At 40.4% G+C, this 21982-nt stretch carries 11 protein-coding genes; all 11 read left to right on the top strand.

Translation table 11 applies throughout. From position 1 onward, the window contains the following. Positions 1-206 precede the first annotated feature (206 nt). The 11 genes from L6I86_RS21640 (at position 207) to L6I86_RS21590 (ending at position 21982) form a co-directional block, all read left to right on the top strand. Positions 207-4160, top strand: coding sequence for an S-layer homology domain-containing protein (locus tag L6I86_RS21640; protein WP_236290449.1), 3954 nt, complete (start codon positions 207-209; stop codon positions 4158-4160). 283 nt (positions 4161-4443) lie between these two features. Then, positions 4444-7332: an S-layer homology domain-containing protein gene (locus tag L6I86_RS21635; RefSeq protein ID WP_236290447.1), complete on the top strand. Its 2889-nt coding sequence runs from the start codon at positions 4444-4446 to the stop codon at positions 7330-7332. Between the two features lie 403 nt (positions 7333-7735). Further along, complete coding sequence (locus L6I86_RS21630) at positions 7736-10621, top strand: S-layer homology domain-containing protein (protein WP_236290445.1); 2886 nt, start codon at positions 7736-7738, stop codon at positions 10619-10621. A gap of 336 nt (positions 10622-10957) precedes the next feature. Further along, on the top strand, positions 10958-14014 hold the full coding sequence (locus tag L6I86_RS21625) for an S-layer homology domain-containing protein (RefSeq protein ID WP_236290443.1): 3057 nt from the start codon (positions 10958-10960) through the stop codon (positions 14012-14014). Positions 14015-14092: 78 nt separating this feature from the next. Continuing rightward, positions 14093-14629, top strand: coding sequence for a hypothetical protein (locus L6I86_RS21620; protein WP_236290441.1), 537 nt, complete (start codon positions 14093-14095; stop codon positions 14627-14629). A gap of 146 nt (positions 14630-14775) precedes the next feature. Beyond that, the gene (locus tag L6I86_RS21615; protein WP_056611585.1) at positions 14776-15042 is read left to right on the top strand and encodes an alpha/beta-type small acid-soluble spore protein; all 267 of its coding nucleotides are present in this window, start codon (positions 14776-14778) and stop codon (positions 15040-15042) included. Positions 15043-15523: 481 nt separating this feature from the next. Beyond that, positions 15524-16738 (top strand): methionine adenosyltransferase, encoded by a 1215-nt coding sequence (metK, locus tag L6I86_RS21610; RefSeq protein ID WP_173117235.1) that lies wholly within the window; start codon positions 15524-15526, stop codon positions 16736-16738. A gap of 201 nt (positions 16739-16939) precedes the next feature. Next, complete coding sequence (locus L6I86_RS21605) at positions 16940-17194, top strand: hypothetical protein (protein ID WP_236290439.1); 255 nt, start codon at positions 16940-16942, stop codon at positions 17192-17194. Positions 17195-17389: 195 nt separating this feature from the next. Further along, positions 17390-19993, top strand: a complete 2604-nt coding sequence (locus L6I86_RS21600) for a stalk domain-containing protein (RefSeq protein WP_236290437.1) — start codon at positions 17390-17392, stop codon at positions 19991-19993. Positions 19994-20091: 98 nt separating this feature from the next. Then, entirely contained in the window at positions 20092-21255 is a 1164-nt protein-coding gene (locus L6I86_RS21595; RefSeq protein ID WP_171633325.1) for a sensor histidine kinase, read from the top strand. Position 21256: 1 nt separating this feature from the next. After that, entirely contained in the window at positions 21257-21982 is a 726-nt protein-coding gene (locus L6I86_RS21590) for a response regulator (protein ID WP_056611570.1), read from the top strand.

Raw genomic sequence — 21982 nt, 5'->3', positions numbered from 1 at the left:
GGGAAAACCTTTCTATCTCTAAACATTTACCTGCAATCAACCGATAAGTAATATACAGTAACTTTTGGCGATTAGCCGCGTCTAATCATGTAGAATGATAGAAGAATTTGGGAGGGATTGTCGAAAGCTAGTTAAATAATAAGTGATACACCAGTCCATTACATAAACAGCTAATAACATTTAGATAACATAAGGAGGAAATTGTTTTGAAACGATTACAGACCAAACTAGCAAGCATACTGTTGATCATATCCTTAATGATTAGTTTAATGCCTGCGATGACAGCAAGTGCGGCTTCAACGCTAGTTATCAAAAATTTATACACGGATACCGATAATGCCGGCACATCTACGGCTCGGCCAAAGGATAATAACTTGGTAACACGGATTACACAACTGCCATTTGTATTAAATGTAGAAACAACAAATGTAACAGATTCACAGATCCCATCCATCTATTTCGAAATTACGAATATCAACTCAGGCGCTGTGACAACAGAGAAGAACAACAAAGCGGTTGTTACTGGAACGAATCTTGTGAAATTTGATAATATCCAGTTAACAGAAGGGTTGAATAAAGTCGTCGTTTATCTAGGTGATTCTAATGCAATTGCATCTGCACCAGGTTGGTTGTACTATGCTCCAACGACCAATTTATCCGATATTACGGTAAATAACGCTCAACTGGAAGAAGGGAAGATCTACCCAGTTGACCGTGGTCCTCTGAAAGCAGGGACAACAGGTATCCAAATTAAAACGAAGGCTTCCAACGCTAGTGCTGTTCAAGCTACATTAACTGGCGATAGTCTGCCTAAACAAGGCTTCAAAAGTAATGATGGATACTTCTATTTTACTGGGGATGACAAGAACAAATCTGCATCAACTTGTGCATCTGTTACCAGTTTCTGTCTGAATCCAGGCGACAACATCATTAACTTCATTGCGAGCAATGATACGAATAAATATCAAGTAGTTAAGAAACTATGGTACGATAATGGTCAGCCGTTTGCTTTTAACGGAAAGATACAGGATACGGCTGCGTTATTACCTCAAAAAGACTTAATTACGATTCCAACATTTCAAACAAGTGCTTTGACTTTTACAGCTAGTGTAAAAAGCGATTTGGAAGCATCAGGGTCATTACGATACCGCTATGTAGATGTGGCAATTAACGATGCTTCCGTGGCTACAATTGATTTAGGTAATCCTAGTGATCTGCTACCCACAACGGTATCAGGAGTCACCTACTCTGCTAAAAACAGTTCGTTGACTCGTAACAATGAATATCTGGTCAAAGACTTGAAGGTTGCCATACCTAACATTACTTCTGTCGCGGCGAATGAGCAGCGTCTAACATTTACTTTTAGAGATGTTACCAATAGCCTAATTCCAGTAATAACAGAATATAAATTTAAATATGTTGATCCTAGCCATCCTTACATCGATAGATCAACAATAAGTAATGGAACGATTGAAAATGAACTTAGTCTAACCGATGCAACATTGGTTAACGAGCTTCCGGCTGACATCCATGTTTATGCAAATGACAAAACACTTACAATTAAGGCTCTGATTGATGGAGTTTATTACCCTGATCTAAATCCAATTGTAGGGACATGGGATTCCGTAGCCCAGTTATTTAAGTATGATCTTAAGTTACAAGGCATAACCGATGGCAATAAGAAATTAAGTATTGAGCTCTATAGTGACGTTGCGGGAACCACGCGATACAGCACAGTTGATTATAAGTTGAGCATAAGTAACGCTCCCTATGTCTTAGTTAATAATATCTCTAACAGTATGACGATCAAGAATATCAAGAATCTAACATGTGGAGCTACAGAAGCATGTATTTCGGGTAGACTTGTTAATTTCTATCAAGATCCAGTAACTGCGCCAGCAGTACCTGTTAATAAAGTAGAAGTATCTATGAATGAAAGTGTTTATACCCTTGACTCCAGAACTGTTGAAGCGATATTTGGGAAAATTCCTTCTACACCAACAGTACCAGGAACATTGAATACCTTCACGTTACCATTAACTTCTTTTAACGCTGATCTCACGAAGGTAATGGTTGAAGGTAAAAATACGTTGAAGTTCAAAATTTACGTCAATAATGTATTTATCACGGAACAGTCGTATGACATCTATCTATTCTCAACAGATGCACCTCAATTTACGGCTATTAAACCAGTGGAAAGTGGTACATCAGGCATTCAATTTATCGCAAACAGCGATTCTGATACTTATACAACGACACAACGTACTGTGTCATTTGACGGGTTATATTCAAGTCTAGATGCAAATGGAGTGGCATCACCAATCAAAGCTTTAACGTTGGTTGTGCATACGAAGGATGCTAAGGGAGATGCGTTGGTCTATCAGCAAACGATAGGAAGTTCCAGCTCGATTGCTGTTATCGACCAATCAGCTAATTCGCAATCAGTAACGTCAGCTGGCAATGCTAATTATTTCACATCAATTAGTAGCACAAATTTTAAAACAACAGCATTTAAATTGCTGGATGACTCAGATGTTGTCTTTGAGTTTAGAATCACCAATAATTCAAATATCACTGCAACGAAGTCTATTACTATTACAAGGCAGAATGTTCCTTACACGGTTGTTCAACCCCTCTTGATCAAGAATCCTAAAGGGGAGTTACAATCTAACATCAATAGTGATTTCTATAACATCATTATTGAAGCTGAGAACGCAGAAAGTGTTTTATTCGATAAGAATGAAGCAACCAAACGTACAGTGAATTCCGTGGATCAATATTTATATCAAGTTACTAATTTGAAGCCTGGTGCAAACCAAATTAAGTTTACTATTAATCGTAATGGGACTAAGGTGAACGGAAGCTTTATTCTATTCAATACCAATACCAATGTTCAGGGTGCAGCAACGCTTCAAAATATGAATACTAAGTTTAAACTCTTTAATAGTGGGCTACAGCTATCTTTCCCTAAAGACACTAAGTTAATGAGAAATGTACCGGATAGCAATAACAATCAGTATATTACAACAGGACGTAAGATATTGTTTGGTATCGCGGATACAGATGATGGTCGAGTAGATAAAGCATTATTTCCTGTACCGAATGGGTATTATAAATCTAAAATTAGTGTCAAAGTTGTAGAAGATACCTTCCATCCAGCAAGTAATCTCTACTATATGGATGCAGGTTTCATTCCAGCACCAAATTCAACTACAACAACACCTGATGATTTAACTAAAGGACTTAACGGCACTGGTGTCGATCCATATGACACTACGAACTCGGGAAGAGCTTATTTTAACCGTCTAAACGATGAGATCGTTGTACCTACACAAGATGGAGAATTGACGCTGCAGTTTGATCAAGCCATTCGTCAAGAAGCTGGAAAGTACATCACTGTATTCTTCTATGATATTTATGCGAATTATTCTAATACGACAGACTATGGTTGGAGGAACCTCGGCGGCGTTGTAGATACCAAAAACAACACGATCACAGTTCCATTCCGGAAGTTCGGATACTATCAAGTCATGTATATGGATCGTAGCTTCGATGATATGACAGGGCACTCATTCGCAAGAAATGAGCTCGAGACACTTTACTCCAAAGGTTTAATGAGAGCGAAAACTACGTTCTCTTTTGGCCCGAATGATTACATTACCCGTGGTGAGTTTGCTCAAGTATTGGTCAAGATCTTTAAGCTTCCTTTGAACTATGCTGGTAACTCAACTTTCTCGGATGTTCTGAAAATTGATAACGCAATCGGTATGCTTTACGACTATAAATATGTCGAGACAGCGGCAAGAGCGGGTATTATTCGTGGTCAAGCGAGTAATCGGTTTAATCCAGGAGGATCCATTACACGCCAAGATGCTGCTGTAATGATCGCTAGAGCAGCTGAAATGAAAATGAATACTGATCTGAATAAATCCCTGGCCACTTTGCAAAAATCGTTCACGGATGGCGATAGAATCGAGTCCTATTCAAGGCCAGCCGTTGAGGCGGTGTCTAAAGCCGGGTTGATCGAAGGCATTCCGAATACTTTACTTCCAGGAGAGAAGAAAGAAACAGTGCGATTTGACCCAACTGAGCTCCTTACACGCGCACAAGCATCCATAATCGGATATCGCGTAATGAAGCAACAAAAGATGGTTCCATAAGCAAGCGAGGATAAGAACGTAAAACAAACAGCTCTGTCACTTAATAAGTGATGGGGCTGTTTTTGGTATGTATTTAGAATGCCGTGAGACACACATTTGGAAAATACTTATCAATGAAATGTAGTATAGAGTGTCGTATACTAAGTTTGTAGCCGAGGTGATAGACGCGAAGCTACACGAAAGAGAATCAGAGATCGCAGAGCAAGTAGATTCAAAAGTCGCCCCGTTGGTTATAAGTTTTTATAACAAAAAAACTTTAAAATATTAGGAGGAAATACCCTTTATGAAGAAAACTTTATCCGTAGTGCTTACGTCCGCAATGGCTCTTTCCATGTTCTCATCCGTAGCTTTTGGTAAAACATCTGCAGATTTCACGGATTTGAAAGACCTTGACGCAGCAACAAAAGCAAAGTTCGACGCGATGATCTCCGCTGAAATCTTTGATGGCGTAAGCGACACAACATTTGGTCTTAAAGAAGAAATGAACCGCGCACAATTCGCTAAAGTAGCAGCTTTGATCATGGGTCTTGAAGTAAATAAAGATCTTAAAACATCAAGCTTTACTGACGTTAGTGTAACCGACCCAGCGAATGGTTATGCACTTCCTTACATCGAAGCTTTGAAAACAGCTAATGTAACTGATGGTTATGCAGAAGGTCAATACAACCCGGCTGGTAAAGTAACAAAAGAACAACTAGCTACTTTCTTGGTTCGTGTTCTTGGTAAAGATGCAGAAGCAAAAGCTTTAACTGGTACAGATAAAACAGTTTCCGGTTGGGCACAAGGTTATGTAGCTGAAGCACTTGCATTGAAAGTTCTTGCTAACAATACAGATGGCACTTTCGGTGGTATGACTAATGCAACTCGTGATCTTCTAGTAACTGGCGCATATGAAGCAAAACAACAATACGTACCAGCTGGTCAAGTTTCCTTGACTGAAGCGAAAGCTACTGGCGTACAACAAGTAACAGTAACATTCAACAAACCAGTTGATACTGCGAAAGCAACAGTTGCTTTGACTAAAGGTACAACAAGTGTTGCTACAACAGCTAAGTTTGCAGACGATAAGAAATCGGTTGTTCTAACATTGACTAATGTTAAAGTAACAGAGGGTAACTATACAGCAACTCTTTCCGGTCTTGATGCAGCTAATGTAGCTAAAGCTACAGCAACATTCACAGCTGAAAATGAAAAAGTAACAAAACTAAGCTTTGTAAATGCAAGTGATGTAGTTCCACAAGTGGAAGATTTCATCATTCAACTTAAAGCTGAGAATCAATACGGTGAAAATGCAACATTAAATGGTGGAAACTACTCAGTATTCGGTTACACAGGTACAATTACACGTAATGCTGATAACGGCTACCTTGAGCTTAAAGTAGATACGAGTGATAAAACTAAATATCCAACTGAAATTGGTGTGTTACCAATCACAGTTAGCCTAAATCAATCTGCTGTAACAGTATCCAAAACATTTAAAATTGGTACTGAGCAACGAGTTTCTAAAATTGAGTTAGGAAAAGCAACATACGAAAATGGTAAAACGGCTCTATCCAGTGAAGGTGATAAAGTAACTTATGACATCACAAGATATGATCAATACGGTTACAAAGTAGTAGAAGATGCTTCCGCATCAATTACTCCTGTAATTACGCCATCTGACATGAATATTTTAGATAAAAAAGTAGAAGACAATAAAGTAGTAGTAACAGTAGCAACTGGTAAAAAAGTAGATAAAACTGGTGATTATACAGTAACTTACTACGAAGGCGGAGCATCAGCGACAGCAACTGTATCACTTAAGGCTGGTTCCGTACCAACTAAACTTGAGTTCGGCACTTATAATGGAGTAGTTGCTGAAGGTGACACAAATGCGAAATACATTCCGATTACAGCATATGATGCTGATGGTAAAGCTCTTTCCGCACAAGCTATTGTTGACAATGCAAGCAGCATTAACTTTACTGTTTCTGGTGCAACGGTTGCAACAGGTACTGACGTAACTTCGAATGGTATTGTAAAATACGGCGAAAACAAAGGTAAGTTAAAATTAAGCTCTATCCAAGCAAAAGAAAGAGGCGTTGTATACCTATACATGTCCATCTACAATGCTAACGTACAAACACAAGCTCAGCTTCCATTGACTGTAGTAGCAGCACGTACTCCAGAGAGTGTAGTGCTATCAGGTAGCGAGCCAACAACAAAAGCATTGGTAGATGCTACAACAACGTTTAAAGTTCTTGTAAAAGACCAATACGGTGAAACGCTTGATGCAGTTCCTACTGGATACGAAGTAAATGTAAATGTAGACGGAGCATCCTCTGCTGTAACTGTAGATTCTGCAGCTCAAGCTACTGGAGATAACTTCAAAACTGATCTAAAAACAAAGCTTAATGACAAAGAGATTACGTTCACAGCAGATTCTCTTGGTAAAACAACAGTTAAAGTAGCAATTACAAAAGGTGGACAAGAAGTAGCCCCAGCTTTGAAAAGAACTGTAGAAGTTGTAAATAACACAGATCTAACATACAAAGCCAAAGCAATTTCTGACGTATTCGCAATCACGACTAATGAAGTAGCGAAAACTGGTGATTTTGCAAATGGAGCAGTAAGTAAATTTGCGAAAGCTGTAGATGTTACTGTAACAGATAAATCAGGCAATACAGTTGCTGTACCTAGTAGCCTTAAAGCGGTAAAAACAGCTTATACTTCTGATTCTAATATTGCTACAGTAACAACTGATGGTAAAGTATTAGGTCAGCGTGTAGGAACAGCTACAATTACAGCTGTTGTATTGAAAGCAAATGGTGAGACACAAGACTTCACATACACAGTAAATGTAAAAGCAGATGCTCCTACAGTGGCAACTTTAACTGCAGATGCTAATGCAACGTACAGTGCATCTAAAACTGTTGCTCAAATGTTGAATGTAAAAGCTGTTGATAACTATGGCACAGAGTATAAATTTAATACAGACACTAACGTGAATGAAGTTAGTAAGTACAAAGAGTTCTTGGGAGTTCAATACATTATCTCTGACGTTCAAGGTGGAGGTACTGTCCAATATGACCCAAGTACTGATAAAATTACTACAGGTGGAACAGTTAATGAGTTTGTTGTAAAAACAATCGCATCTAACGGTAAAACAACAACTACTTTGGTTACTAAGTAATTAAATATTAATCTTTAACAAAAGGAGACCTACTTGGTCTCCTTTTGGGTTTTAATGCGAAATTGATGGTTGAAAAGCAGGGGTTTGGCTGAGAACAGTTAACGATACATTCAGCAATCTTTCAGGTAACTTTTAAGTTCTATTAAGCTTCCATTCAAATCTTTTTTACAATTATTGATTACAATTTAATTAAGTGGTCTGGATGTGGCAAAGGGTGACGGCCATGTTTGGAAAATACTTAGCAATGAAAAATCGCATGTATTATCGTATACTCAGTTTGCAGCAAAAAGTGATATACGAAATTATATACGATAGATATTGCGACTTTAATAGAAAGTTTTACATCAATTTAGTTATAAGTTTTATAACAAAAAACTTAAAATATTAGGAGGAAATACCCTTTATGAAGAAAACATTATCCGTAGTTCTTACTTCCGCAATGGCTTTTTCTATGTTCTCGGCTGTCGCTTTTGGTAAAACATCAGCTGACTTCACGGATTTGAAAGACCTTGACGCAGCAACACAAACGAAATTTGATGCAATGATTTCTGCTGGCATCTTCGACGGCGTGAGTGATACAACTTTTGGCTTGAAAGAAGAAATGAATCGTGCGCAATTCGCTAAAGTAGCAGCTTTGATTATGGGTCTTGATGTAAATAAAGATCTTACAACATCAAGCTTTACTGATGTTAGTGTAACCGACGCGGCTAACGGTTATGCACTTCCTTACATCGAAGCTTTGAAAACTGCTAACGTAACTGATGGTTATGCAGAAGGTCAATATAACCCAGCTGGTAAAGTAACAAAAGAACAACTTGCTACTTTCTTGGTTCGTGTGCTTGGTAAAGATGCAGAAGCAAAAGCATTGACAGGTACAGATGCTACTGTTTCTGGTTGGGCTCAAGGTTATGTAACTGAAGCACTTGCATTGAAACTTCTTTCCAACAATGCAGACGGCACTTTTGGTGGTATCACAAATGCAACTCGTGATCTTCTTGTAACTGGTGCATACGAAGCGAAACAACAATATGTACCAGCTGGTCAAGTTTCTTTGACTGAAGCGAAAGCTACTGGCATACAACAAGTAACAGTAACGTTCAACAAACCAGTAGATACGACTAAAGCAACAGTTGCTTTGAAAAAGGGTTCAACTAGCGTTGCAACAACAGCTAAATTTGCAGAAGATAAGAAATCAGTTGTTCTGACTTTGACTGATGTTAAAGTATCAGAAGGCGAATATACAGCAACACTTTCCGGCCTTGATGCAGCTAGTGTAGCTAAAGCTACGGCAACATTTACAGCTGAGAATGAAAAAGTATCAAAACTAAGCTTTGTAAATGTAAGTGATGTAGTTCCGCAAGTGAAGGATTTCGTCATCCAACTTAAAGCTGAGAACCAATATGGTGAAAATGCAACATTAAATGGTGGTAACTACTCGGTATTCGGTTACACAGGTTCAATTACCCGTAATGCAGATAATGGCTACCTCGAGCTTAAAGTAGATACGAGTGACACATCCAGATATCCTACTGAAATTGGTGTACTACCAATCACAGTTAGCTTGAATCAGTCGGCTGTTTCAGTATCCAAAACATTTAAAATTGGGACTGAACAACGTGTTTCTAAAGTTGAACTAGGAACTGCAACTTATGAAAATGGTAAAACGGCTCTATCAAGTGAAGGCGATAAAGTAACCTATGACATTACAAGATATGATCAATACGGTTATAAAGTAGTAGCAGATGCTGCTGCATCAATTATGCCTGTTATTACACCTACTGACATGAATATTCTAGATAAAAAGGTTGAAGATAACAAAGTGGTAGTTACAGTAGCAACTGGTAAAAAGGTTGATAAAACGAGTGATTACACATTAACTTACTACGAAGGCGGCGCTTCTGCGACGGCTACAGTATCTCTAAAAGCTGGTGCGGTACCAACTAAACTAGAGTTTGGCACTTATAATGGAGTTGTCGCTGATGGTGACACTAGTGCGAAATACATTCCAATCGTAGCTTATGACACGGAAGGTAATGCTCTATCCACACAAGATATTGTTGACAATGCAGGTAGCATTAACTTCACAGTATCTGGTGCAACAGTGGCAACAGGTACAGATGTAACTTCGAATGGTATTGTAAAATATGGTGAAAATAAAGGTAAACTAAAACTAAGCTCCATTCAAGCAAAAGAGAGAGGCGTTGTATATCTATACATGTCTATCTACAATGCTAACGTACAAACACAAGCACAACTTCCGTTGACTGTGGTTGCAGCACGTACACCAGAGAGCGTAGTGTTATCAGGTGATGAGCCAACAACAAAAGCATTGGTGAATGCTACAACAACATTTAAAGTTCTTGTAAAAGACCAATATGGTGAAACGCTTGATACAGTTCCTACAGGATACGAAGTAAACGTAAATGTAGACGGAACAACTGCAGGTGTTACTGTAGATTCCGCAGCACAACTTGCTGGAGATAACTTTAAAACTGATCTAAAAGCAAACCTTAATGATAAAGAGATTACGTTCACAGCAACTTCCCTGGGTAAAACAACAGTTAAAGTAGCACTTACAAAAGGTGGGCAAGAAGTAGCCCCAGCTTTGAAAAGAACTGTAGAAGTTGTAGAAAACGCAGATCTAGTGTATAAAGCAAAAGCAATTTCTGACGTATTCGCAATCACGACTAATGAAATAGCTAAAACGGGCGATTTTGCAAATGGAGCAGTTAGTAAATTTGCGAAAGCTGTAAATGTTACTGTAACAGACAAATCAGGTAACACAGTTGCTGTACCAAGTGATCTTAAAGCAGTAAAGACAGCTTATACATCTGATTCTAATATTGCTACAGTAACGACGGATGGTAAAGTATTAGGGCAACGTGTAGGTACTGCGACAGTTACTGCTGTGGTATATAAAGCTAACGGTGAAACAGAAGACTTCACTTACACAGTAAATGTAAAAGCAGATGCTCCTACAGTGGCAACTCTAACTGCAGATGCTAATGCAACATACAGCTCAACTGAAGACGTTGCTCAAATGTTGAATGTTAAAGCAGTTGATAACTATGGCACAGAGTATAAATATACAGATGGTGGCGTAAATGAAGTTACTGCTTACCAAGACTTCTTAGGAGTACAATATATTATCTCTGATGTTCAAGGTGGCGGAACTGTAGTATACGACCCGAGCACTGATAAAATAACAATTAGTGGAACTGTTAATGAGTTTGTTGTAAAAACAATCGCATCTAACGGTAAAGCAACAAGCACTGTAGTGTCGAACTAATAAAATAGTAAAAAAGGAGTCATCTTTGGGAATTTCCCGAGGATGGCTCCTTTTTGTTTTTAATTATTTTTATAAGTTCAAAGCGATTCAAAAATTTTTTTTTATTTTTTTCTAGGTAAACGCAACTTTTTAAGATTATATGCGTTTAATACTTTGAAAACAAAATGAAATGTGAAAAATAAAAAAAACTTTACGGAGCTATTCGACCATTGTATAATGTGAATTGGTATGAATGGATATTATCGTGAAATTACTAGTTTCTAAAGTAGCCAATAGAGCTACTAATGAACTTAGTTATACTTTATGCTCTAACTCTGGAAAGGAGGTGAACCAAAAATGAGTACATCGAGCTCAAATAATAATGGTTTTAAAGAAAAAAATTATACAGATATTCAAGGAGGAGAAAAAAAGGTTATGAAAAAAAGTTTATCCGTAGTTCTAACTGCAGCAATGGCATTATCCATGTTTTCTTCCGTAGCATTCGGTAAAACATCCGCTGATTTCACAGATCTTAAAGATCTTGACGCAGCAACAAAAGCAAAATTTGACGCTCTTATCAGCGCTGGTATCTTTGATGGCGTGAGCGAAACAACTTTCGGTTTGAAAGAAGAAATGAACCGTGCTCAATTCGCGAAAGTTGCAGCTTTGATCACTGGTATCGAAGTTAACAAAGATCTTAAAACTTCCAGCTTCTCTGATGTTAAAGCAGATGACGCAGCTAACGGCTACGCACTTCCTTTCATCGAAGCTTTGAAAACTGCTGGTATCACTGATGGTTACGGTGAAGGTACTTACAACCCAGCTGGTAAAGTAACAAAAGAACAACTTGCTACTTTCTTGGTTCGCGTTCTTGGTAAAGATGCTGATGCTAAAGGCAAAACAGGTACTGATTCAACAGTAACTGGTTGGGCACAAGGTTATGTAGCACTTGCACTTGAATTGAAACTTCTCTCCAACGGAGCTGACGGTAAATTCGGTGGTACATCCAACGCTACTCGCGATCTTCTTTTGACTGGTGCATACGAAGCGAAAGCTCTTTACGTATCTCCAGGTAAAGTATCCGTTTCCGAAGCGAAACCTACTGGTGTACAACAAGTAACAGTTTCCTTCAGCAAACCAGTTGATGATACTAAAGCTAAAGTTGCTTTGACAAAAGGTAACTTGGCAGTAGCAACAACTGCAAAATTTGCTGACGACAAGAAATCCGTTGTATTAACTTTGACTAGCGTTAAACTAACTGAAGGTTCTTACACAGCTACGCTTTCCGGTCTTGATGCAGCAAATGTTGACAAAACAACAGCTACATTCACAGCTGAAAACGAAAAAGTTACTAAACTTAGCTTCGTAAACGCAAACGACAAAGTTCCACAAGTAGCTGGTCTTGTGCTTTCAATCAAAGCTGAAAACCAATATGGTGAGAATGCTTCCTTGAACGCTGGAAATTACTCCGTTTATGGAGTTCCAACTGCTGCAGCTCCATCAATTATTCGCAATGCAGATACAGGTTTGCTTGATCTAACAGTTAACACGTCTAACACTACGACGTTCCCAACTGAAATTGGTGTTCTACCAATTACTGTAAGTTTGAATCAATCTTCCGTTTCCGTTTCCAAAACATTTAAAATCGGGATTTCCCAACAAGTTTCTAAAGTTGAGATTAAAGATGCAGTTTATCCAACAGGTAAAACAGCTCTTTCATCTGAAGCTGACAAAGCAACTTATGATCTTGTAAGATATGATCAATATGGTTTCAAAATGGTTGCAGAAGCAGCAACTTCAATCGTACCAGTTATTACACCAAGTGACTTGAATATCCTAACTAAAACAGTTGTTACTGGAAACAAATTGGAAGTGGCTGTTGCTACTGGCAAAAAAGTTGACAAAACAGGTGACTACACTGTTACTTACTATGAAGGTGGAGCATCTGCTACAGCGAAACTTTCTTTGAAAGCAGGTAGTGTTCCTACGAAATTGGAATTTGGTTCTTATACAGGCGTAATCGCTGAGAACGATACAGCTGCTAAGTATATTCCAATCGTAGCATATGATGCTGAGGGCAAACAATTAAGTGCTCAAGACATCGTTGACAATGCAAGCAGCATTAACTTTACTGTATCAGGAGCAAGTGTTGCTGATTCAGGAACTGATGCAACAGTAACTGACAATGGTATCGTGAAATATGGTGAGCACAAAGGAAAACTTAAATTAGGTTCAGTTTCTGCAAAAGAGAGAGGCGTTGTATACCTATACATGTCCATCTACAATGCAAACATCCAAACACAAGCTCAACTTCCTTTGACAGTAGTTGCTTCACGTACTCCTGAAAGTGTAGTACTTTCTGGTAGTGAGCCAACGAAAAAAGCTTTGGGCAGCACTGTTGGTACTGCTTCAACAACGTTCAAAGTTCTAGTTAAAGACCAATACGGTGAAACTTTGGATACAGTAAACACTGCTGCAGTTACTGCTGGCTATACTGTAAGCTTCAAAGTAGATGGAACTACTGCTAACGTAACTCTTAATGGTGGAGCTGTAGCTGCAGGAACTATTTCTCTTACTGATCTAGTAAATGGCTTAAACGATAAAGAAATTAAGTTTGTAACAGCTGGTGCGACAGCAGGTAAGACATATGTTGAGATCTCCATCAAAAAAGGAACTGCTGAAGTATCTCCTGCTTTCAAGAGAACTTTAGAAGTTATTACAAGCACTGATTTGACTTACAAAGCTAACACTTTGACAGATCTTTATGCTATCACGGTAAGTGACACTTCTAAACTAACTGCTCCATTCAACGTGAATGCTGACAGTAAATTCGCTAAAGGTGTAGGCCTTACTATCACTGACAAAGCTGGGGATACAGTAGCTGTTCCAGATGCTCTTAAAGCAGTTAAAACTGCTTACACATCTGATTCAAGTGTTGCGACAGTTTCCACAGCTGGTAAAGTACTAGGTCAAAAAGCTGGAACTACAACTGTAACGGCAGTAGTTTATAAAGCGAACGGTGAAACTCAAGACTTCACTTATACAGCAAATGTAAAAGCAGATGCTCCAGTTGTTGCTACTTTGACAGCTAGTGCAAACGTTGCTTACAACGCTGCAAAAGAAGTTGAGTATCTGATTGGTGCGAAAATTGTTGATAACTATGCTGTTGAGTACAAATATGATGATAAAGGTACGACAACTGGTGCAACTCCAATGGCTGATGACGTAAACTTCATCAAAAATTACAATGTATTCTTCGGTCTTCAGTACATTATCTCCAATGTTAAAGGTGGCGGTACTGTAGTTTACAACGCTACAACTAACAAGTTTGATATTACTGGAACTGTTAATGAGTTCGTTGTAAAAGCAATCTCAAGCAATGGTAAAACTACAACAACACTTGTAACTAACTAATTTTGTTAAGTTATATTGATGAATGAAAGGGACCCTTCGGGGTCTTTTTCTTATTTATTTCAAGTGGAGGGAACACAAATGAGTAAAAAGAAAAAGCTTTTATTGATAAGTGCATGCGGTCTGGTTATTTTAGCTTTCTCATCTACTTCCCAAGCCGAAGCCCCATCCCCAGGAACAACCGATCCGCTAATCACCCAAAGCTACTTCGAGCAAAACACCTTAAGCGAAGCAAAGGTGAAGGACATCGTGGCCTCAGCGATCGCAGCGAATGCTGTCGGGAGCAACGGAGGCACGAGCACTCCCCCTACGGCAGCGGCGAATATGAAGGTTGTCCAATTGGAAAATGGACAAACCATGTATGCCGGAGCTGGCGCGGAATTTATCGTGCGAAGCGGCAAGGTACTAGCCGTGAGCAACGATGAGAACGGCATCCCGGATGTAACGGGAGGCAAGGATCTGCCAGCAGGGACGGAAGTCGCGCTGAATCATCTTTTGATTTTCCCAACAGAGGGCCGCGGGATTAAGCCTTCCCCAAAAAATGACACGTCCATTTATGTCATGGTACGTGGTGGATTTTTGATTTTAAATGCCGATGGTAGTAAAGTTCCGCAATAAATGTTTACTCCATAATTTTACCCAAAATGACAACTTCTTATTCGATTCATGGAGCCGATTCTAGCCATACTAATAACGTACCCCATTGATCGGGTAGCTGCTTATCGAGTGCATGATGAACTAAAACTCTAAGGAGGCGTTTAGTTATGGCTAGAAGTAAAGTGGTTCCGGAATCGAAAAAAGCTTTAGATATTTTAAAATACGAAATTGCAGCTGAATTGGGTCTGCCAGTAGGCAACTCGATGTCGGCCAATGCGGATACCGAATTTGCGGGTGAGCTTGGATCTATTCCTTCAAATTCTATGAAAAAAGACTACTGGGGGCATATCACCTCCAGGGATGCAGGCGCTGTAGGCGGGCGCATTACGCAGCGTCTGATTCAAAGAGCTGAAGAAACCTTGTTTACTCTGTAGTTATTATTCCTTCTATCTATAGTGATGAGAAAGAGGTCGGCTATAGGCTGACCTCTTTCTTCAAATTTTCACGAACTCAGTAGTTAATATATGAGTAGTATAGATAATAGCTGTGAAAAAAAAGTGAAGCGTACCTTAAAGTAAACTTAATAAGAATATTAATGTGATTTTAAAAAATTATAAATTGACATTACACGACAAATAAAGTAGGATGGTTAATTGAAGGTCAATATTCAATTTAACCTTTTCCAATAGGGGAAGGTTCATTTTAATGTTGTCTTTATTCATGTATTGTCTTTATTTATGCTTTATCTATTTGTACCAGTGCGGAATTCAAAGATCTTATCAGCGCATGAGCGCAAAAGAGGGATTCCGTTTGGCGAGAAAAGCTAGCGCTAAAGCCGGGCCCGATTTTTTATTATAGAGGCATCGAGTAGAAGCTTTTCAAACATACTAAATGTAATGTAGGAGGATGAATAATATGGCTCAAGTTCGTGGACGTCGTTTATTTACATCCGAATCCGTAACAGAAGGTCATCCAGATAAAATTTGTGACCAAATTTCTGACTCGGTTTTGGATGCATTTCTAGCTAATGATCCGAATGCTCGTGTAGCATGTGAGGTATCTGTAGCAACTGGTTTGGTTTTGGTAATTGGTGAAATCACTTCGAAGTCTGAATATGTCGATATTCAAGCTATTGCAAGACAAACAATTAAAGACATTGGTTACACACGCGCGAAGTATGGTTTCGACTCCCAGACGTGTGCGGTTCTCGTTTCGTTGAACGAGCAATCCCCTGATATTGCACAAGGTGTTGACAGAGCCCTTGAAGCAAGAGAAGGTAACATGTCTGATGAAGAAATTGAAGCAATTGGTGCTGGTGACCAAGGCTTGATGTTCGGTTTTGCAGTAAATGAGACGCCTGAGCTTATGCCTCTTCCGATCTCTATTTCTCACCAATTGGCTCGTCGCTTGACAGAAGTTCGTAAGAACGGCACTCTTCCATACTTGCGTCCGGATGGTAAAACTCAAGTAACTGTTGAGTACATCGATGATAAACCTGTTCGTGTAGATGCAATCGTTGTATCCACGCAGCATGATGAGAATACAACTTTGGAGCAAATCCAAAAAGATATTAAAGAGCATGTTATTCTTCCAATCGTTCCAGCACACTTGTTGGATGAGAAGACGAACTATTTCATTAACCCAACAGGGCGTTTCGTTATCGGCGGACCTCAAGGGGATGCAGGTCTTACAGGTCGTAAAATTATCGTTGATACGTACGGTGGTTATGCTCGTCATGGCGGCGGTGCGTTCTCCGGTAAAGATCCGACAAAAGTTGACCGTTCCGGTGCCTACGCGGCGCGTTATGTTGCGAAGAATATCGTAGCAGCTGGCCTTGCTGAGAAATGTGAAGTTCAATTGGCTTATGCCATTGGTGTTGCTCGTCCTGTATCTATTGCTGTAGATACATTTGGTACGGCTAAAGTGAGTGAAGAGAAGCTTGTTGAGCTGATCCACAGTAACTTTGACCTTCGCCCAGCGGGAATCATTAAAGAGCTTGATCTTCGTCGTCCGATCTACCGTCAAACTGCAGCTTACGGTCACTTCGGCCGTAACGATCTAGATGTTCCTTGGGAGCGCACAGATAAAGCAGAATCATTGAGAACTCAAGCGTTAGAGCTTAAGCATTAATATAGAGAGGCCGTCCATCTGGGGCGGCTTTTTGTTTGTCGATTTTACCCTGACACAATTTACTATAGTAAATATTAGGTTTTCCTTTTGCTAATAATAGTGGTACTATATGTATATGTCATCTGATGCTAATTCATAGGGGATTATGTTATGATAAATAGCAGATAGAGTTCTGCGTTAGTATACAAAGGGAGCGATATGATGGACAATGAAATGAAGGAATCACTTACTACGTTGCTAAGAGCAGAATTATCCCCGGTTTTTGAACAGTTAATTGGAATGAACACGAGATTGGACAGACTAGAATTAGAACAATCTCAAATCAAGCAAGCTGTACTTGAAACCAACGAAATCGTGAAGCGTTTGGAGAATGTGCAAGAGCAACAACACAGGATCATTGAACTGCTCTCAGCGCGATCGATTGAACAAGAAGCTAAATTAAAGAAAATAATTTAATCAATATATAAGCATCTCAAGCAGAGAGCAAACCCGGGAGGGTTGTGCTCTTTTTTACTTTTTTACCCATTATCTATGACATATGAATACAACATGGGGAATATCGTAACTTTTTCCATAGTTTAAGAGTCTATATAGTTATCGCTATAAAGATAGATACTAGACTTAGATGAAAAAGAGGAGTGGAACGGCAACGTGAAGGTACAGAGGCAAGTAGGAGTAGCAGCGCTGGCTTGCGCTATGGTGTGGCAGTTGGTGTCGGGAGTTACGGTAAACGCGGCGGGCACGAAGCTGACGTTAAGCTCGCAGGAGACGATTACATCAGGTGCAATTATGAAGAACTACGTATGGTCGACAACACGAAGCAATAAGGAAGTATCGGTGAACGCCAATGTGATCGAAGTGGATCTGACGAACCCGAACGTGAAGATAGACGCAATGGCAGGAACGAACAATCAGTTCACGAAGAACCAGAGTGTGCTCGGCATGGTGAAGGATACAGGCGCTGTAGCAGGGGTGAACGGGGATTTCTACAATACCCAGGCAGAGGGAGTACCAGAGGGTGCGCAGATCACGAACGGACAGGTGATGGCAACGCCAGCGAAGATTTCGGGGTTGTATTCTTTTGCTATTACGAAGACGAATCAGCCGATTATTGATATTTTCGATTTCCAGGGTACGGTTACGGCAAAGGATGGGACAAAGTTCGAGCTAGGTGGCGTGAACAAAACGTTCTACTGGGACGATAACGATGTTCCGCTGATAGCCGACGGTCTTTTCCTTTATACAAGTGCTTGGGCGATGACACAGCGTGCTGTGGATGGTACACACGTACCTACCGAGGCGCTTATCCAGAATGATATCGTTAAGGAAATTCAAGTTGATACGAATGTGAAAATGGTTGCTCCTGCAGATGGTTATATCCTTAGGGGTTCCGGCTTGGCGAGAGAGTTTATTGTAAAGCATCTCAAGGTTGGGGATAAAATCACGACGAAATACGACATGATTCCACACGACGCGTCAAAGACATATGATTGGAAGAATTTCAAAATGCTTATCGGCGGCAGCACATTGCTGGTAGATGAGGCGAAGCCGAGCTATTTTACGCGGAATATTAATGATTTCAACGGATATAGTCCTGTTTCTAGGACAGCTGTGGGTTACTCCAAGGATCTGAAGAAGGCCTATATTATAACTGCCGATCGCAACGGTCCTAGTGCAGGGATGACACTGCCTGAGCTGCAGCAATTCATGATTGATGCCGGTGTTTGGAGAGGGATGGTCCTCGATGGCGGTGGATCGACACAGATGGTGTCTAGGCCACTTGGTGATGTAGATCCGAAGCTAGTGAACAAAACACAAAACGGGAATCAACGTGCAGTAGCAAATGGTTTGGGCGTATATTCGACAGCACCAAAGGGTGAGTTGCTAGGTCTTATTTTAAAAGGACAATCCTTATTATTCGTAAATGAATCCAGCACTTATCAATTTAAAGCTTATGATGATTATTATAATCCCATTGCCGTTACAGGTATTGTTCCACAATGGAGCAGCACGGTAGCCAATGGCTCGTTCAAAGAGAACGTATATACACCAACAATGCCTGGGAAAACGCAGATTGTTGCAAAATCAGGTAAAGGATCCGCCACGATGGATGTCGAAATTGTCGGGCGTGATCAGATTACGTCGATGGCTTTTAGCTCAGGATCATTCTCATTGACAGAGGGCGGGGATTTCAAGCTTCCGATTACCGTTACAACACGCAGTGGAGCTACGCGAGAATTACCCGCGGCATCAGCGACTTGGGAGCTTAGCGGAGTTAAGGGGACGATTACGAATGGTGTTCTGCACGTAGACAGCACAGCTGGAGCGCAGACAGCACAGGTCATCGCTCACTACGACGGGTATAGCACTATGGTAACTTTACCTGTCGGGCAGGAGAAAGTGTGGTACGATTTAGATAAATTTGCAGTTATGACAACAGGGGATAAATATCCGGCAGAGGTCGCTTCTAGCGTCAATATTGTGCCAAACAATGGAAATAAGAACTTGGAAATCGCCTATGATTTCTCCAAGGGACTAGGAACGAAAGCAGCATATGCGAGGTTTAATAATGGGAATGGTGCACCGATTGAGGGAGAACCCGAATTTATAACGGCTAAAGTTTTGGGCGATGGCAGTTTCAATTGGGTGCGTGCAGAGGTCATTGATGCGGATGGCAAGCTGAATTATGTGAGTTTTACGGAAAATATGAACTGGACAGGCTGGCGCAAGGTGACGGCAGATGTGTCGGATCTGAAAGCACCTTTGCTGGTGAAAAGCATTTATGTCGCAAATCCGGCTAACGGGCAGGATGAAAGAGCCGCTAAAGGGAAAATTAATATTGACGATATTTCATTTATTTATAAAGGACAATTGCCATCGCTACCGAAAAATGCAATCAAACTTACCGTAAATAAGAAGCAAGCAACTTTGAATAGCAAACCGATGACGTTGGAACAAGCGCCGACGATCGTGAAGGATAATACGTTGGTTCCGATTCGTTTTGTCACAGAAGCATTGGGTGGCACTGTGAAGTGGGATGATAAAGAACGTAAGGTAACCGTCCTTCGTGGTGATAAACTAATTGACCTATGGATTGATCAAACTGATCTCCTAGTAAATGGAAGCCGTGTTACGGCAGAAGTGGCACCAGCAATCATGAATAATGTGACAATGGTCCCATTACGACTCATTTCTGAGAGATTAGGCTTCAAAGTAGGCTGGGATCCCCAGAATTACGGAATTTCTATTGAATAAATAGTACTAGAAGTACACGGCAAACGGGAAGAACTATGCTACAATATGGGGTAGACAACTTACTATTATAAGGTTTTATTAAAAGGAGCTCGTTTCATGTGCAACCAGACGCTATAGACAAGGTCATAACCAACGCCATTAACGTCATGGAAAGCAGCAAATATCAATTATTTGAGATTGCTGAGTCATCACGCTTAGAGAAGGAGTCGCTTACTCGGGAGCTCAATGACATTAAGCATGAGACGGGTGTCACGATTGATCTCGTGGATATGTTAGAGAAAGAATACAAGCGGTCGCGGATCCGGCTGACGGAAGTCAGTCGAGATTTCAACAAGTATCGAGAAGAAGATATCAAGATTGCTTATGAAGCCGCTATCGCTTTTCAATTACAGCTAACCGTTGCGCGGGAAAAAGAGAATAATCTCAAAATCCGCCGCAATGACTTGCAGGTTCGCATGAAGAATGTGGACAAACAGGTAGAACGCGCCGAAACGATCGTCTCTCAGATGAATGTTGCATTGGAATACTTGTCAGGGGACCTCAATCAGTTAACACGTATTATTGAGTCTGCTAAGAATCGACAACTGCTGGGGCTCAAAATTATTTTGGCCCAAGAGGAAGAACGCAAACGAATCGCTCGCGAAATTCATGATGGTATGGCTCAAACCTTGGCGAACGTTGTGCTTCGGACTGAAATTGCCCATCGGATGCTCGTCAAGGAAGATATTTCTGCGGTGAAGGATGAGTTAGTTGATTTAAAGGGACAAGTCAGAAATGGTCTTGAAGAGGTTCGCAAAATTATTTTCAACCTCCGACCAATGGCGCTCGATGATTTAGGGATTGTGCCTACATTACGGAAGTATGTGCAGGATTTCGAAGACAAATATCGAATTCACACACAGTTTAACCTGGTCGGAAAAGAAACACGCATACCGTCTGGGTTGGAAATTGCCATTTTCCGCTTGGTGCAGGAAGCTTTATCGAATATAAACAAACATGCCAAAGCAACCTTCTTGTCTGTTGAACTCACGCTAGAACCAGATCAAGTACAGATTTACGTTGTAGATAACGGAATCGGCTTTGATGTTCCGCTAACAGAACTAAGAATAGCCAAGGGGAATAACTTTGGTTTACTGGGAATGAGAGAGCGTGTAGAGCTGCTAGAAGGTACCATGGTTCTGGAGTCCGAGAAAGATTCAGGAACAAAAATTACGATGCTCATCCCTATCGGCGGCGTTGGAGAGAACAAGGAGGAAAACTAGAATGGACAACACGGCGAGTCACAAACGCAATGTACATATTGTCATTGCAGACGATCATCAGCTTTTTCGTGAAGGTGTTAAACGGATCATTAATATGGAAGATGACATGGAAGTTATCGGTGAGTGCGGCGATGGTATCCAAGTCATTGAATTGTGTAATCAAATCACGCCCGATATCGTGCTCATGGACATTAATATGCCCCTGGAGAACGGTGTCATTGCAACAGAACGTCTGAAACTAATCTTTCCTGATATTAAAGTCATCATTTTATCAATTCATGATGATGAAAGCTATGTGTTTGAGACACTTCGTAAAGGGGCTTCAGGTTACCTGCTGAAGGATATGGAAGCAGAATCGCTGATCAATGCCATTCGTTCTGTTGTTGCAGGACATGCCTACATTCATCCGAAGGTAACGGGTAAGCTTATCAATCAACTAAGACGTATGACGTATCTGGATGACGTTGGTGTGGTTGGTACGGGCACAGGCGTGAAGGATTCTGGATTGAAGTACATACATAATGCGAACAGTCCACTAACCAAAAGGGAAGCAGAAGTGCTTCGACTTATGGCGGAAGGCAAGAGCAATAAGCTGATTGGCGAGTTCTTGTACATCAGTGAGAAAACAGTGAAAAACCACGTGAGTAGTATTCTTCAAAAAATGGAAGTCGATGACCGCACGCAAGCGGTAATTATTGCAATCAAGAATGGTTGGGTAACGCTGTAA

The sequence above is a fragment of the Paenibacillus allorhizoplanae genome, from assembly GCF_927798215.1.
Taxonomy (GTDB): Bacteria; Bacillota; Bacilli; order Paenibacillales; family NBRC-103111; genus Paenibacillus_E; species Paenibacillus_E allorhizoplanae.
This window is presented reverse-complemented; position numbering and strand designations above follow the sequence as displayed.

Excerpts from the sequence above, each read along its gene's own strand:
- L6I86_RS21635 (WP_236290447.1), top strand. The coding sequence starts at position 4,444 with ATGAAGAAAACTTTATCCGTAGTGCTTACGTCCGCAATGGCTCTTTCC.
- L6I86_RS21630 (WP_236290445.1), top strand. The coding sequence starts at position 7,736 with ATGAAGAAAACATTATCCGTAGTTCTTACTTCCGCAATGGCTTTTTCT.
- L6I86_RS21625 (WP_236290443.1), top strand. The coding sequence starts at position 10,958 with ATGAGTACATCGAGCTCAAATAATAATGGTTTTAAAGAAAAAAATTAT.
- L6I86_RS21620 (WP_236290441.1), top strand. The coding sequence starts at position 14,093 with ATGAGTAAAAAGAAAAAGCTTTTATTGATAAGTGCATGCGGTCTGGTT.
- L6I86_RS21615 (WP_056611585.1), top strand. The coding sequence starts at position 14,776 with ATGGCTAGAAGTAAAGTGGTTCCGGAATCGAAAAAAGCTTTAGATATT.
- metK (WP_173117235.1), top strand. The coding sequence starts at position 15,524 with ATGGCTCAAGTTCGTGGACGTCGTTTATTTACATCCGAATCCGTAACA.
- L6I86_RS21605 (WP_236290439.1), top strand. The coding sequence starts at position 16,940 with ATGGACAATGAAATGAAGGAATCACTTACTACGTTGCTAAGAGCAGAA.
- L6I86_RS21590 (WP_056611570.1), top strand. The coding sequence starts at position 21,257 with ATGGACAACACGGCGAGTCACAAACGCAATGTACATATTGTCATTGCA.